Source organism: Streptomyces sp. NPDC107559 (assembly GCF_055657365.1).
On sequence record NZ_JBVKBD010000001.1, the window covers coordinates 1319472 to 1332143 of the forward strand.

Sequence of the window (12672 nt, forward strand, 5' to 3'; positions counted from 1 at the left end):
TTCCGACCGGCCCTGCGGGCGACGCCGTCTGAAGGACCGTAAGTTCCGCCTGATCAAGGTCGTGGTCCGGGAATGCGCGCGTCGTCGACGACGTTGTGCAGTAGGAACACGAGGAGGAGCGGTCCAAGTGCTTGATCCGCAGGGTTTGTACGCATGGGAGCCGAAGGGGCTGGGCGTCGTCGACATGGCGCTGGCCCAGGAGTCGGCCGGACTTGTCATGCTCTACCACTTCGACGGATACATCGACGCGGGCGAGACCGGCGAGCAGATCGTCGACCGGATCCTCGACTCGCTGCCCCACCAGGTCGTGGCCCGCTTCGACCACGACCGGCTCGTGGACTACCGGGCCCGCCGCCCGCTGCTGACCTTCCAGCGCGACCAGTGGACGGACTACGACGAGCCCGCCATCGACGTGCGGCTGGTCCAGGACGCCACCGGGGCGCCCTTCCTGCTGCTGTCCGGCCCCGAGCCGGACGTCGAGTGGGAGCGGTTCGCCGCGGCCGTGCAGCAGATCGTGGAGCGGCTCGGCGTCCGGCTGTCCGTGAACTTCCACGGCATCCCCATGGGCGTCCCGCACACCCGCCCCGTGGGCCTCACCCCGCACGGCAACCGCACGGACCTCGTCCCGGGCCATCGCAGCCCGTTCGACGAGGCACAGGTCCCCGGCAGCGCCGAGGCGCTCGTGGAGTACCGGCTCATCGAGGGCGGCCACGACGTGCTGGGTGTCGCCGCCCATGTGCCCCACTACATCGCACGCTCCCCGTACCCGGACGCGGCACTGACCGTCCTGGAGTCCGTCACCGCCGCCACCGGCCTGGTCCTGCCCGGCATCGCGCACGCCCTGCGCACCGACGCGCACCGGACGCAGACCGAGATAGAGCGGCAGATCCAGGAGGGCGACGAGGAACTCACCTCCCTGGTCCAGGGTCTGGAGCACCAGTACGACGCGGCCGCGGGCGCCGAGAGCCGGGGCAACATGCTCGCCGAGCCCGTCGACATCCCGTCGGCGGACGAGATCGGCCGGGAGTTCGAGAAGTTCCTCGCGGAGCGGGAGGGCGAGAACTGATCCGATACGCTGCCGCACGGCAGCGTGCCGCTCGTCCGCGCCCGCGGCGCCACCCCCGGGGGGGGGGTGACCCGGCGGGTCCGGACGGTGGCCGTCGGAACAGGTCGGTACGTCCCGTGGTGGCGGGGCATGGTGAGGGGGAGGCGCGGTCGTGCTGTCCGTGGGCCTGACCGGTGGTATCGGAGCCGGCAAGAGCGAGGTGTCGCGGCTGCTCGTGGCCTGCGGAGCCGTGCTGATCGACGCGGACCGGATCGCGCGGGAGGTCGTCGCCCCGGGAACCCCCGGACTCGTGGCCGTCGTGGACGCCTTCGGCGCGGAGGTGCTCGCCGAGGACGGCAGCCTCGACCGGCCACGGCTGGGCTCCCTCGTCTTCGCCGACCCGGAGAAGCTCGCCGTCCTGAACTCGATCGTCCACCCGCTCGTCGGCGCCCGCTCCCGCGAGCTGGAGAGCGCCGCGGTTGCGGACTCCGTCGTCGTCCACGACGTCCCGCTGCTCGCCGAGAACGGCCTCGCGCCGCTCTACGACCTCGTGATCGTCGTCGACGCCGCCCCCGAGACCCAGCTCGACCGGCTCGTACGCCTGCGCGGCATGACCGAGGCGGACGCCCGCGCGCGGATGGCCGCCCAGGCGAGCCGGGACAAGCGCCTGGAGATCGCCGACATCGTCATCGACAACGACGTGCCGCTCGCCCGGCTGGAGCAGCGGGTGCGCGAGGTGTGGGCGGATCTCGTGCACCGGGCGCGGTCGTCGCGGGAGACGGACCGTGGGACAGACCGGGAGACGGACCGTGGGACAGACCGGGAGACGGACCGGGAGACGGATCGCGGACCCCGGGAATGACCTCGGGCATCACCCCCTGGAACAGGGCCAGGAATAGGGGTGCGCGGTCCGGGCGTTGAATCATCCCGGCAAGGGAAGGAATTTCGCGTGCCCGAAACCAGCGGTTCGACCGGACGTACTCCGGAGACGCATGTCATCGACTTCCGCGCCGCCGAGCAGCTGCTCGCGGCACGGGACCCGCGAGGCGCGGTGAAGCTGCTCGACGGCGTCATCGCGGCGCACCCGGAGAACACCGCCGCCCGGCTGCTGCGCGCACGGGCCTTCTTCGCCGCGGCGCAACTGCGGCCCGCCGAGCTGGAGTTCACCATCGTCCTGGAGCGCGAGCCGGACAACGCGTTCGCGCACTTCGCGCTCGCCCGCACCTACGAGCGGCAGGGACGGCACGACCAGGCCAAGCGCCACTTCCGGCTGGCCGCCGCGTTGGACCCGAAGCCGCAGTACCTGAAGGCGGCCCGCTTCGACTCCTGAGCGGTTGTTCGACTCCTGAGCCGGCCGTTCGGCTCCTGAGCCCGCCGCCGGCACCGGTCAGGGACGCCGGCGCTCGGGCGGACGGTACGGCGGGACCTCGGGGCCCGGCTGGTAGTGCGGGCCCTGCCTGATGTGCTTGAGGATCATCGACAGGTCGACGGTGACGACCAGCCACAGCGCCCCGCAGGCGGCGGCCCAGCCGGGCCGGCCGACCAGCAGGAAGGCCACGGTCCCGAAGACCGTCCAGACCAGCCCCCACACGCTCAGCCACAAGCGCAGCCGCAGTGCACTGCGCGCTGTCGTCGGCTCACTGCCCGTACGCATCAGGATCACCTGCTCCTGTCTGCAACGTACTCTCCGGTGCGGGCGTTCTCCAACCGGTCCGGGCGGCGGGCTGCACGGGCGGCACCGGGCGCCGCGGCACCGTAATCACTGACGGACGGCGATGAGTTCCTCTGCGCACCCCGGTCTACCTCTGTGAAAGCACCACGGACCCGCTCACACAGGAGACCCCATGTCCGAGACCGCCGAGACCGCCGAGACCGCCGCCTCCGCCGCCTCTGTCACCGCCGGCGGCCGACAGCCCCGGACCGCTCGTACCGCTCAGGCCACTCGGACCGCTCGTACCGGTCGGATCGTTCTGCGCGGGCTCCAGGTGCTGCTCGCCCTCTTCTACGCGTTCGCGAGCGCCCTGCCGAAGCTGATCGCGCACTCGTCGGCCGTCGAATCATTCGACCGCATCGGCTGGGGCAGCGCCGGCATGTACACCATCGGTGCGCTGGAACTGGCCGGAGCGGTGGCCCTGTTGGTCCCGGTGCTCCAGTCGGTGGCCGCGGTCGCGCTGGGCGCGCTGATGATCGGGGCGTTCGTCGTCCAGGTCACCGTCTTCGACGGACAGAACGCGGCGACACCGCTGATACTGCTCGTGCCGCTCGCGCTGATCGCCTGGGCCAGGCGTGGGCACAACGCCGAGCTGCTGCGAGCGGTACGGCGGCGCCGAGCGTGACGTCCGTGGCCCGCGGTCACCGTCCTTGGGCCCGTGGTCACCGTCCTTCGGGACGGCCGCCCGGGCCACGCAGCCCGTTCAGGGCGCGCAGCCGTTCGGTCTCGCGGCGGTCCCGCTTGGTGGGGCGCCCGGTGCCCGGGTCGCGGACGCCCGCCGGGGCGAAGTAATCGCGGGGCGGGGGCGGCGGGCTGTTGTCGACGTAGCACTGGACGGCCACGGGCGCGCCGACACGCTTGCGGATCAGCCGCTTCACGACGACGACCCGCTCCCAGTTCTCCTGCCGTACCCGCACCTCGTCGCCCACGCGGATCGAGTGCGCGGGCTTCACCCGTTCGCCGTTCACCCGTACGTGCCCGCCCCGGCACGCGGTGGCGCCCTGGGAGCGGGTCTTGACCAGCCGTACGGACCAGATCCAACTGTCGATGCGTACGGACTGGCCGCTCGCGGGGCCGGCCGCCTCGGCGGCGGCGATCGCGGCGGCGACCTTCGGATCCGGCGCGCCCGTGTCGTGCGCCCCGTCCGCGCCCTCTGCGCCGTCCGTGCCGACCGAGCCGTCCGTCATATGTCCGCCGCCGGTGGTGGGCGTGCCGCTCACCCCGTCCGTGTGGCTCCGCGACGCCGTACCCTGCGGGTCCGTCTGCGCGTCCGTCGTCCGGTCCGAGTCCTCAACAGCCATGGTCCCGACTCTAGCCTCCGGGACCGGTCCCTTCCGCGGGGTTTTTCCCGGCCTCAGCGCACCCGCCGCCACGTGGCCGGGGTGGGTGCGGGTCTACGGTGGCTGCATGGACAGCCTGGCCGCTCTGGACGCCCGGATCACCGGGTGCACGGCGTGTCCCCGGCTCGTGGCATGGCGCGAGGAGGTCGCCCGTACCAGACGGGCCGCCTTCGCCGACCGTACCTACTGGGGACGTCCGGTGCCGGGCTTCGGTCCCGCCGACGCGTCGCTGCTGATCGTCGGCCTGGCGCCCGCCGCCCACGGCGGCAACCGCACCGGCCGGATGTTCACCGGCGACCGCTCCGGGGACGTGCTGTACCAGGCGCTGTACGACGTCGGCCTCGCCTCGCAGCCGACCTCCGTCGACCTCGGCGACGGACTGGAGCTGTACGGCGTCCGCGTCACCGCACCGGTCCACTGCGCCCCGCCCGCCAACAAGCCCACGCCAGCGGAACGCGACACCTGCCGGCCGTGGCTCGTCCAGGAGCTCGCCCTGCTGCGGCCGACCCTGCGCGCCGTGGTGGTGCTCGGCGCCTTCGGCTGGCAGGCGGCGCTGCCCGCGCTCGCCGCGGCGGGTTGGACGGTCCCGCGGCCGCGGCCGGCCTTCGGGCACGGCGCCCGGGTGTCCCTCGACGGGCTGGAGCTCTTCGGCTGCTTCCACGTCAGCCAGCGCAACACCTTCACCGGCCGGCTCACGCCCGCCATGCTCCGCGAGGTGCTGCGCACGGCCGCGGACGCGGCGGGACTCGGGAGCGCGTGACAGGCCCGACAGGCGCGAAACGCGCGGTAGTTGCGGCAGATGCGCTACGGCCGCCACACGTACCGCACGTCCGGCTCCCGCTCCTCGTTCCCGCTGCCGTCCGTGCGCTCGACGGCCACGAAGCCATGCCGCTCGTAGAAGCGGTGGGCCGGTTCGTTGACCTGGAAGGTCCACAGCGTCAGGCCCTGCGGGCTGCGCTCCTTGGCCAGTACGACGAACCGGTCGCCGAGGCCCCGGCCGCGCCAGTCGGGGGCGAGATAGAGCTGGGAGAGCAGTTCGCCGTCGAGGACCATCACCCCGACGACCGCACCGGCCGTCTCCGCGACCCAGGTCTCCCGCAACGGCACCACCACGTCGCGGAAGTGGTCGCGCACGTCGTCGTCGGAGCGCGGTCTGACGACCGAGGGCAGCGCGGCGGCGAACGAGCGCAGCCAGACCTCGGCCGCCGGTCCGGCGTCGGAACCGGCGGCCCGGCGAAGCACGACGGCACGATCAGAACTCACGGGTGGTCCCCTTCCCTCACCGGGACCGGCGGCGATGGCCGCGATCTCCGGACAACCTCCCGATCATCCACGCCCGCTCCGACGCCCGCATCCGTATTTTCGCGAGCTGCCGTCGTATCCATGGCGGAGCACCTGTAACGCCATGGAAATATGAGTGTTCCGCTGTCTCCATAAACATGTTCTACGGTGGAGAGTGCAGCCATACCCAGCAGTCCGCTGCCCACCGCCCGGCCGACGTCGTCCGAAGGCACACCCCGCCTGCGCCCGACGAAGGAGTTCCGTGCCCCGCCCCGCCGCACCCGCTCTGCCGCCCTGGCTCGCCCACACCCTGCGCACCCAGCGCGGCCCCGTCCCCTGGAGCGCGGTCACCCGAGGCGCGCTGGCCGCCGGCCCCCTGCTGCTCGCCGCCGTACTCGCCGGACGTACCTCCCTCGGTGTCGTCGCCGCCATCGCCGCCATGCTCACCGGGTTCAACGACCGGCCGGGCAGCCGCCGGGCCGCCGTCAAGCGGCTGGGGGTGCCCGCGCTCGCCGGTGCGGCCGGACTGCTCGTCGGCACGTACGCCGGACAGCACACCGCGCCCGTGCTCCTCACGGCACTGCTCACCGTGGTGGCCCTGGTCGCCGGCGGGGTCAGCGCCATCGGGCCCGTCGCCTCCGGCGCCGCCACACAGCTGCTCGTCGCCGCCGCCATCGGCGCCGGGATGCCCCTGCCCGAGAGCGGCTGGCAGCGTGCCCTCGTCTTCCTGGCGGGGGCCGCGTGGCTGCTCGTGCTGCGGATCGCCCTGCCCACACCCGGTGCCCTCACCGGTGACTTCAGGTTCGACGGGGAACGAGAGGCGGTGGCCGGGGTGTACGAGGCCGTCGCCGACCTGCTGGACGCCGCCGGTGGCGCCCGGGCGACCGCCCGGCGCGCCGCACTCACCGCCGCCCTCGACCACGCCCAGGACGCACTCGCCGGGCCCCGGCTGCGGCGGCACGGCGGTTCCGCCGCCGAGCGGCGGCTGCACACGCAGTACGCCGCCGCGCTGCCCCTGGCCGAGGCCGCGACCGCGCTCGCCTGGGCGGGGGAGGAGGTGTCCGGGAGGACCGGCGAGGCGCTCCGGCGGCTCGCCGCCGCCGTGCGTACGGGGACCTCCACCGGACCGCTGCCCGCGCCCGGCCGTTCACTGCCCGCCCTGCGCGCCCTGGACGACGCCCTGCTGCACGCCGCCGACGCCTTCGACCGGGGCGAGGGCGCCGACCTGCACACCCGGAGGCGGACCGCGGGAGATCTGCTCCGGACCGTCTTCGGCGGCGGCGGGCGCGAGTACGGGCTGCGGGTCGCCCTCTGCTTCGGGGCGAGCGCGGCCGTCGCCCAGGCGCTGCACCACGCCCACTGGTACGGGCGGCACGCGCACTGGTACTGGCTGCCCGCCACCGCCGTCTTCCTAGTCAAGCCCGACCTCGGGCCGCTGGCGTCCCGGGTGCTGTGCCGGGCCGCGGGAACCGTCCTCGGGGCCCTCGTCTTCGCCGTCCTCGCCGAGGTCCTGCCCGGGACCTGGGGACTCGTCGTGCTCGTCGCGGTCTGCGGTGCCCTGGTGCCGGTCTCCACCCGCCACTTCGCCGCGCAGACCGCCGTCGTCACCGTCCTCGTCCTCGCCCTGGTCATGGTCGGCGGGGAGCCGCAGGCGTCCGTGAGCCGGATCGCCGAGACGCTGCTGGCCTGCGCGATCGTGCTGATCGTCGGACATCTGCCGATGCCGGGGGAGCGGGGCGGGGGCGTACGCGCCCGACTGGCCACGGCGGGCAGCGCCGCGCAGGCCTACCTCACCCACGTCCTCGACGAGCCCCGCACGTCGGGCGGCCTTCGCACGCCCGACGAACCTCGTACGTCCGGTCCTCTTACGTCCGACGAACCTCGTACGTCAGGTCCTCGTACGTCAGGTCCTCGTATGTCCGGCGGACCTCGTACGCCCGACGGGTTCCCGTCGCCCCAGCTGTCAGCCGCGGTTCCCGCCGCTCCCGACGGAACCGCTCCCGACGGAACCGCTCCCGGCGGAGCCGCTTCCGGGTCGACCGCCTCCGGGCCGGCAGCCTTCGGGTCCGCAGACCTCGGGTCCGCTGCCCGTGCCGCCCGCTGGACCCTGCGGCGCGAGGCCTATCGGACGCTCGCCGAGGCCCGTACGGCCATCGCGCACGCCGCCGCCGAACTGCCCGCCCTCGCCCGGCACACCGAGGGCACCGACGAGGTCGCGGCCCTGCTCGAACGGCTGGTCGACACCACCACCGCCTGCGCCGTGCATCTCGACGACACGGGACGGCTCACGCCCCGCCACATCGAGCGGCTCACCGACTTGCTGGAGGAGCTGACGAGGATGCGCGAGCGGGCCGGGCTCGGCGCGCTCCAACTGCCCCTGCCCGCCGGGGCCGTCCGGGTCGGCTAGGACCTGCCCGGACCATCGCACCCGCGCCGGTGCGCGGTTGGGCTCACACGGCGGCACGACACCGTCGTACGTCGACGTGGGGGCATGGCCGTGCGCAGTCGGACCCGCCGGGAGAACCCGGGTGAGAATTCTGCGGGGCGGCGATGAGTTCCGCTCCTTTCGGCGGTCAGCCAGGGGAACGGACCGTCGCACAGGAGGAGTCATGTCGCTTCCGGAGGTCGTCTCGCGCGCGCAGTGGCGTGCGGCACGCGAGGAACTGCTGCTCAGGGAAGAGGCCGTGACGCGCGCGCGTGACGCCCTCAACGCCGAGCGGCGCCGCCTGCCCATGGTCGAGATCGACAAGGAGTACGTCTTCGAGGGCGGCGACGGCAAGGCCACTCTGCTCGACCTCTTCGAGGGGCGGCGGCAACTCGTGCTCCACCACTTCATGTTCGCGCCCGGGTGGGACGCCGGCTGCCGCGGCTGCTCGGCGTTCCTCGACGAGATCGGGCACCTCGCGCATCTGCGGGCACGCGGGACGACGTTCGCGGTGGTGTCCCGGGCGCCGTACACGTCACTGCTGCCGTTCAAGGCGCGGATGGGCTGGACGGTGCCCTGGTACTCCTCGTCCCTCGGCGACTTCAACCACGACTTCGAGGCGACGCTGGAACGTGACGGGGAACTCGTCGAGCGGCCCGGTCTGAGCTGCTTCCTGCGGGACCACGACCGGGTCTTCCACACCTACTCCGTCCACGGGCGCGGCCTCGACGGCCTCGGCTCGACCATCAGTCTGCTGGACCTCACGGCGCTGGGGCGGCAGGAGGAGGAGTGGGAGGAGCTTGCGGGGCGCGCGTGGGCTCTCGGGGCGGCCCCGGGCAGCGAACGCGTGCGCTACCACGACGAGTACGAGGACTGACCCGGCACGACGAGTACGGGGAGTGACCCGGACGGTGCCGATGAGTCCGGGATGTCACGGCACCCTCACGTTCCGCGGTGACCGGGTGTCAGCTACGTCTCAGTCCCGCAACTGAGGGAGCCGCAGGGCCTCCGGAAGGCGTTGACTCCTGCAAGGACGACGCTTCCTGGAGGTGCAGGGTGGTGAACGGGCGAACAGTGCTCGAACGCTTTCCCGCGGGTGGGCCGCGCGGTTCGTGGCCCGCGGAGGAGTTCGCGCACGCGCGACGGCAGGAGGGCCTGCCCGCCGAGGTCGTCATGGACCTCGCGACGGACACCTTCCTGGTGATCGTCCGCGGCAGGGACATGGAATAAGGGGTACGGGATCACGGACACGGGATCACGGACACGGGATCACGGACACGGCCTCAGAGGCACGGGATCAGGGACACAGGATCAGGGACGCGGGGCAGAGGACTCAGCCCGCCTTCGGGGCGGGCACCGGCGTCGTGAACTGTCCGGCCTGGAGCGCGTACAGCTCGGCGTAGACGCCACCGCTGTCGAGCAGCTCGTCGGGGGTGCCGGACTCCACCAGCCGCCCCTGGTCGAGGACATGCACCAGGTCGGCGTGGCGCACGGAGGCCAGCCGGTGGGTGATGAGGACGACCGTCTGCCCGGTGCCGGCCAGCGCCCGGATCTTCTCGAAGACCTCCAGCTCGGCCCGGGCGTCCAGCGCCGCCGTCGGCTCGTCCACGATCAGGATGCGCCCGCGCCGGTAGGCGGCCCGCGCGATCCCGAGCCGCTGCCACTGTCCGCCGGACAGCTCGTGCCCGCCGCTGAAGTTCCGGGCCAGCAGGGTGTCCAGCCCCCGGGGCAGGTCGGCGACCACCTGCTCCGCGCCCGCCTCGCTGATCGACGTGCTCAGCCGTTCCTCGGTCAGCGGCGCCGAGGAGCGGCCGACGGCGACGTTGACCCGGGCGGTGAACGGCCACCGCTTGAAGTCCTGCGCGACCATCGCGATGCGCTCGGCGAGCCGGTGCCGGTCCGCGGTCGCCGCATCGACGTCGTCCCACAGGATCCGCCCCCGGTCCGGCTTGTACAGGCCCGCGAGCAGCTTGACCAGGGTCGTCTTGCCCGAGCCGTTCTCGCCGACGAGCGCGACGATCCGGCCGAGCGGGAAGGCGACACTGATGTCGTCCAGGGCGGGACGGCCGGCGTCGCCGGGATAGCTGAACGTGACGTTCTCGAACCGGATCTCCCGGGGGTTCTCCGGCAGCGGCGCGCCCCCGGCCGGGATGGCCCGCTCGGCCGCCTCGACGTAGAGCCGCTCCAGGTCGCCGACGAACAGGGCCTCCTCGTGCAGCGAGTTCACCTCCAGGACCAGGGTGTCCAGGCTCGACGAGCCGGTACGGATCGCGATCACGGCCGTGCCCGCCACGGACAGCGCCATCGTGCCGGTGACCAGCAGCGCGCCGAGCGTCGCGTACGTCGCCACCGTCGCCAGGCCGGTCCAGAGCGCCGCGATCAGGCCGGTGCGGGCCGCGAGCCGCGCCAGCCGGGCCTGCTCCGCCTCCGCGGACTCCGACATCGCCCGGAAGTGGCGCAGCAGGAACGGGCCGACCCCGTGCAGCCGGATCTCCGGCGCGGCCGCCGGCTCGGTGAGCAGACCGCTGATGAGATGCCCGGCGCGGGCGTGCTGCACCCAGATGTGGAAGGACTCGTAACGGCGGCGGGCGTTGGTCAGCGCGCTCCAGGCGCTCGGCACGGTCATCGTCACCAGCAGCGGGAGCAGGGCCGGGTGCAGCACGGTCAGTACGCCGGCCGCCGCGACGAGGGAGATCATCGCGTTCACCACGCGCGTGCCGTAGATGATCATCCGGCGGGCGGAGGAGGCGCCGTACTGCGCGGTGTCCAGCAGCTTGTGGAAGGCGTGGTCCTCGATCGCGGACAGCTCCACGGCCGCCGCCCGCTCCAGATACAGCTCGGTCGCCACCCGCTCCACCTTGGGCTCCAGCCGCCCGGTGGCGTACGTCGACGCGGCCCGCAGCAGCGCGCCCACCAGCAGGACGGCGGCCATGACGGTGAGTGCGGGGACGGCACCGCGCAGCCGGTCCTCGATCGGGCCGCCCCCCATCAGCCGGCCCAGCACGCTGTTGACCGTGAACAGGCCCACCGCCTGCGCCAGGCCCCGGCCCGCCTCCGCGGCCAGCACGGTCCGCGCGGCGACGCGGTCGGCCTGCCGGGCCAGCCGGAGGCTGGAGGCGAGCAGCGCGGGCAGGTGGGTCAGCATGGCCCGGAAGCTCAGTTCCAGGAAGGCGTCCGAGTGCTGGTTCCAGCCCATGTCGTAGCGGAGGGCACCGCCGAACAGAAGACGTTCCGACTCGGACACCTCGGGTGCGTCCCTGTCACGCCGCTTCGCCACCGTCGACCTCCCCCGATCGTGGACCACCGGACACGAACGGCCACTATCGCGGGAGGTGCTGCTTCAGGGCAGGGCGTACGGCCGGGGCACGGATGTGCGCGGGCGTACGCCCTGCGTGTCGGGCGCTGACCGGCCGCGACCTGCGTGTCGGGCACTGACCGGCCGCGCCCTGCGTGTCGGGCACTGACCAGCCGCGACCAGCGTGTCAGGCGCTGATCGGCCGTGACCAGGCGGGTGTGGTCCCGGTCAGCCGGCACAGGGCCAGGTAGAGCGGGATCGGCGGGGTGTACGGAACCGTACCGTCCGGTCTGTGGATGAGATGAGGAAGACGCGCGGCGTCCGGAACGACCGCGCCCGCGGCGTAGTACGTGGCGGCGGGCCACTCCAGTGCGTGGTCCGAGTCGGACGGAACGATCCACCACCAGCGCGTCCCGTCGGCGTACACGCATCCCACGCGCGGCAGGCGGGGGAGCAGCAGCGGTCCGAGGTCGGCGGGCGCCGCCACCGCGTCGCAGCCGAGCGGGACGGTCATGTCGTCGGGGACGACCAGACGGTGACGGGCGGGCGGCGTCTGCCGGTCGCGCCGTAGTCGCATAAGCGTGTCCATGCCGAGCAGTTGGCCGGGACCGGAGAGCGCGTTCACGCGTCGCCCCGCTCCGGGCGCCGGGCGTGCGACGGGGCCCCCACGACCGCCGGTCCGTACTGCGGCGCGTCCTGCGGTCCGTGCTGAGGGTGGTCGCGACACTCCTGTCGCGGCTCGTCCTCGTCGCCCGGGCCGCCGGGCGGGCCGGGCTTCGGGCGGGTGCCCCAGCCCAGGTCGTTGTGCGGCTGCGCGGGGATGCGCGGCGTGGCGGTCCCGCGGGGGATCTCCGCCCAGACCAGCAGCCCCGACCCCTGCTCCTGGGCACCCCAGGAGTGGCACAGTGCCTCGATCAGCAGCAGTCCTCGCCCGTGCTCCTCCTCGGGCCGCTGCGGGGACGGGTGGGGATCACCCGGCGCGCAGCCCTCGTCGCGCACCGCTATGCGCACCAGGTCGTCGCCGTCGTGCAGCTCGCAGACGACACGGCTGCTCGCCGTGTGCACGATCGCGTTGGTGACCAGCTCGGAGACGACGAGGACCGCGGTGTCGCAGGTGTCCTCGCACACCGACCAGCCGGTCAGCCGGGCTCGCGTCAGCCGTCTCGCCTGAGTGGGCGAAGCCGGGTGCGCGGCCAGCTCGAAGCGGAACCGGCGCTCGGCGCCGAGCCGGACGGGGCCGACTGCCTCCCCTGGTTCGGAACGGGCACGATCGGGGGGACCCCCATCGGCACCGAGACCGAGGGGGCGGCCTGCGGCGGCGTCTGTTCCTAAGGGCGCGGACGGAATCACGCTTGCCACTATCGCCCCGCCGCGAACACTTGGCAAGTGTCACTATGAAAAATGCAGAGTGCTGTGTGACGCGGTGGAGGGCCGTGGCACACTGCATGCAACAGCACGTCGAGCGGCGCCAGTTGGGATCAGCGGAGATCCGTGCGGATCTTCGGGTGGGTCTTCGAGTGGCGCCGTAGGGCTGTCGGGGATTCTTTTGTCGTTCCTTTGTCACCGGACCGGCCG

At 73.1% G+C, this 12672-nt stretch carries 14 protein-coding genes; 8 read left to right on the top strand and 6 right to left on the bottom strand.

Translation table 11 applies throughout. From position 1 onward, the window contains the following. Positions 1 to 127 precede the first annotated feature (127 nt). The 3 genes from ACZ7OY_RS05635 (at position 128) to ACZ7OY_RS05645 (ending at position 2375) form a co-directional block, all read left to right on the top strand. Positions 128 to 1066 (top strand): PAC2 family protein, encoded by a 939-nt coding sequence (locus ACZ7OY_RS05635; protein WP_351618574.1) that lies wholly within the window; start codon positions 128 to 130, stop codon positions 1064 to 1066. 151 nt (positions 1067 to 1217) lie between these two features. Beyond that, positions 1218 to 1907 carry a dephospho-CoA kinase gene (gene coaE / locus ACZ7OY_RS05640; RefSeq protein ID WP_471910166.1) on the top strand — a complete coding sequence of 230 codons (690 nt, stop codon included), beginning with the start codon at positions 1218 to 1220 and terminating at the stop codon, positions 1905 to 1907. Between the two features lie 87 nt (positions 1908 to 1994). Then, positions 1995 to 2375, top strand: a complete 381-nt coding sequence (locus tag ACZ7OY_RS05645) for a tetratricopeptide repeat protein (RefSeq protein ID WP_162469890.1) — start codon at positions 1995 to 1997, stop codon at positions 2373 to 2375. Between the two features lie 57 nt (positions 2376 to 2432). Here ACZ7OY_RS05645 and ACZ7OY_RS05650 read toward each other — a convergent pair whose 3' ends face one another. After that, complete coding sequence (locus tag ACZ7OY_RS05650) at positions 2433 to 2699, bottom strand: DUF6343 family protein (protein WP_471910167.1); 267 nt, start codon at positions 2697 to 2699, stop codon at positions 2433 to 2435. A 190-nt stretch (positions 2700 to 2889) separates the two neighbouring features. Between ACZ7OY_RS05650 and ACZ7OY_RS05655 the strand changes: the two genes are divergently transcribed. Further along, entirely contained in the window at positions 2890 to 3381 is a 492-nt protein-coding gene (locus ACZ7OY_RS05655) for a DoxX family protein (protein ID WP_471910168.1), read from the top strand. A 37-nt stretch (positions 3382 to 3418) separates the two neighbouring features. Here ACZ7OY_RS05655 and ACZ7OY_RS05660 read toward each other — a convergent pair whose 3' ends face one another. Continuing rightward, entirely contained in the window at positions 3419 to 3943 is a 525-nt protein-coding gene (locus tag ACZ7OY_RS05660) for an RNA-binding S4 domain-containing protein (protein ID WP_471910378.1), read from the bottom strand. A gap of 220 nt (positions 3944 to 4163) precedes the next feature. Between ACZ7OY_RS05660 and ACZ7OY_RS05665 the strand changes: the two genes are divergently transcribed. Next, positions 4164 to 4856 (top strand): uracil-DNA glycosylase, encoded by a 693-nt coding sequence (locus ACZ7OY_RS05665; RefSeq protein WP_471910169.1) that lies wholly within the window; start codon positions 4164 to 4166, stop codon positions 4854 to 4856. Between the two features lie 44 nt (positions 4857 to 4900). On the opposite strand, the gene ACZ7OY_RS05670 is transcribed toward ACZ7OY_RS05665, so the two are convergent. After that, complete coding sequence (locus ACZ7OY_RS05670) at positions 4901 to 5359, bottom strand: GNAT family N-acetyltransferase (protein ID WP_385525732.1); 459 nt, start codon at positions 5357 to 5359, stop codon at positions 4901 to 4903. A 280-nt stretch (positions 5360 to 5639) separates the two neighbouring features. Between ACZ7OY_RS05670 and ACZ7OY_RS05675 the strand changes: the two genes are divergently transcribed. The 3 genes from ACZ7OY_RS05675 to ACZ7OY_RS05685 all read left to right on the top strand — a co-directional run bounded on the left by ACZ7OY_RS05675 (position 5640) and on the right by ACZ7OY_RS05685 (position 9032). Beyond that, on the top strand, positions 5640 to 7784 hold the full coding sequence (locus ACZ7OY_RS05675) for an FUSC family protein (RefSeq protein WP_471910170.1): 2145 nt from the start codon (positions 5640 to 5642) through the stop codon (positions 7782 to 7784). 202 nt (positions 7785 to 7986) lie between these two features. Beyond that, positions 7987 to 8679: a DUF899 domain-containing protein gene (locus ACZ7OY_RS05680; protein WP_471910171.1), complete on the top strand. Its 693-nt coding sequence runs from the start codon at positions 7987 to 7989 to the stop codon at positions 8677 to 8679. Positions 8680 to 8861: 182 nt separating this feature from the next. Next, positions 8862 to 9032 (top strand): hypothetical protein, encoded by a 171-nt coding sequence (locus ACZ7OY_RS05685; protein WP_351605701.1) that lies wholly within the window; start codon positions 8862 to 8864, stop codon positions 9030 to 9032. Between the two features lie 103 nt (positions 9033 to 9135). Here the strand turns inward: ACZ7OY_RS05685 and ACZ7OY_RS05690 are convergent, their stop codons facing one another. The 3 genes from ACZ7OY_RS05690 to ACZ7OY_RS05700 form a co-directional block, all read right to left on the bottom strand. Continuing rightward, on the bottom strand, positions 9136 to 10998 hold the full coding sequence (locus ACZ7OY_RS05690; protein ID WP_471910379.1) for an ABC transporter ATP-binding protein: 1863 nt from the start codon (positions 10996 to 10998) through the stop codon (positions 9136 to 9138). A 286-nt stretch (positions 10999 to 11284) separates the two neighbouring features. Beyond that, positions 11285 to 11686, bottom strand: coding sequence for a hypothetical protein (locus tag ACZ7OY_RS05695; protein WP_471910380.1), 402 nt, complete (start codon positions 11684 to 11686; stop codon positions 11285 to 11287). A 32-nt stretch (positions 11687 to 11718) separates the two neighbouring features. Next, complete coding sequence (locus ACZ7OY_RS05700) at positions 11719 to 12456, bottom strand: ATP-binding protein (RefSeq protein ID WP_471910172.1); 738 nt, start codon at positions 12454 to 12456, stop codon at positions 11719 to 11721. Positions 12457 to 12672: the final 216 nt, after the last annotated feature.

What these genes read in the sequence shown, in the direction of transcription:
- ACZ7OY_RS05650 (WP_471910167.1), bottom strand. Translation starts at nt 2,699, where the DNA reads ATGCGTACGGGCAGTGAGCCGACGACAGCGCGCAGTGCACTGCGGCTG.
- ACZ7OY_RS05655 (WP_471910168.1), top strand. Translation starts at nt 2,890, where the DNA reads ATGTCCGAGACCGCCGAGACCGCCGAGACCGCCGCCTCCGCCGCCTCT.
- ACZ7OY_RS05660 (WP_471910378.1), bottom strand. Translation starts at nt 3,943, where the DNA reads ATGACGGACGGCTCGGTCGGCACGGACGGCGCAGAGGGCGCGGACGGG.
- ACZ7OY_RS05665 (WP_471910169.1), top strand. Translation starts at nt 4,164, where the DNA reads ATGGACAGCCTGGCCGCTCTGGACGCCCGGATCACCGGGTGCACGGCG.
- ACZ7OY_RS05680 (WP_471910171.1), top strand. Translation starts at nt 7,987, where the DNA reads ATGTCGCTTCCGGAGGTCGTCTCGCGCGCGCAGTGGCGTGCGGCACGC.
- ACZ7OY_RS05690 (WP_471910379.1), bottom strand. Translation starts at nt 10,998, where the DNA reads ATGGGCTGGAACCAGCACTCGGACGCCTTCCTGGAACTGAGCTTCCGG.
- ACZ7OY_RS05695 (WP_471910380.1), bottom strand. Translation starts at nt 11,686, where the DNA reads ATGGACACGCTTATGCGACTACGGCGCGACCGGCAGACGCCGCCCGCC.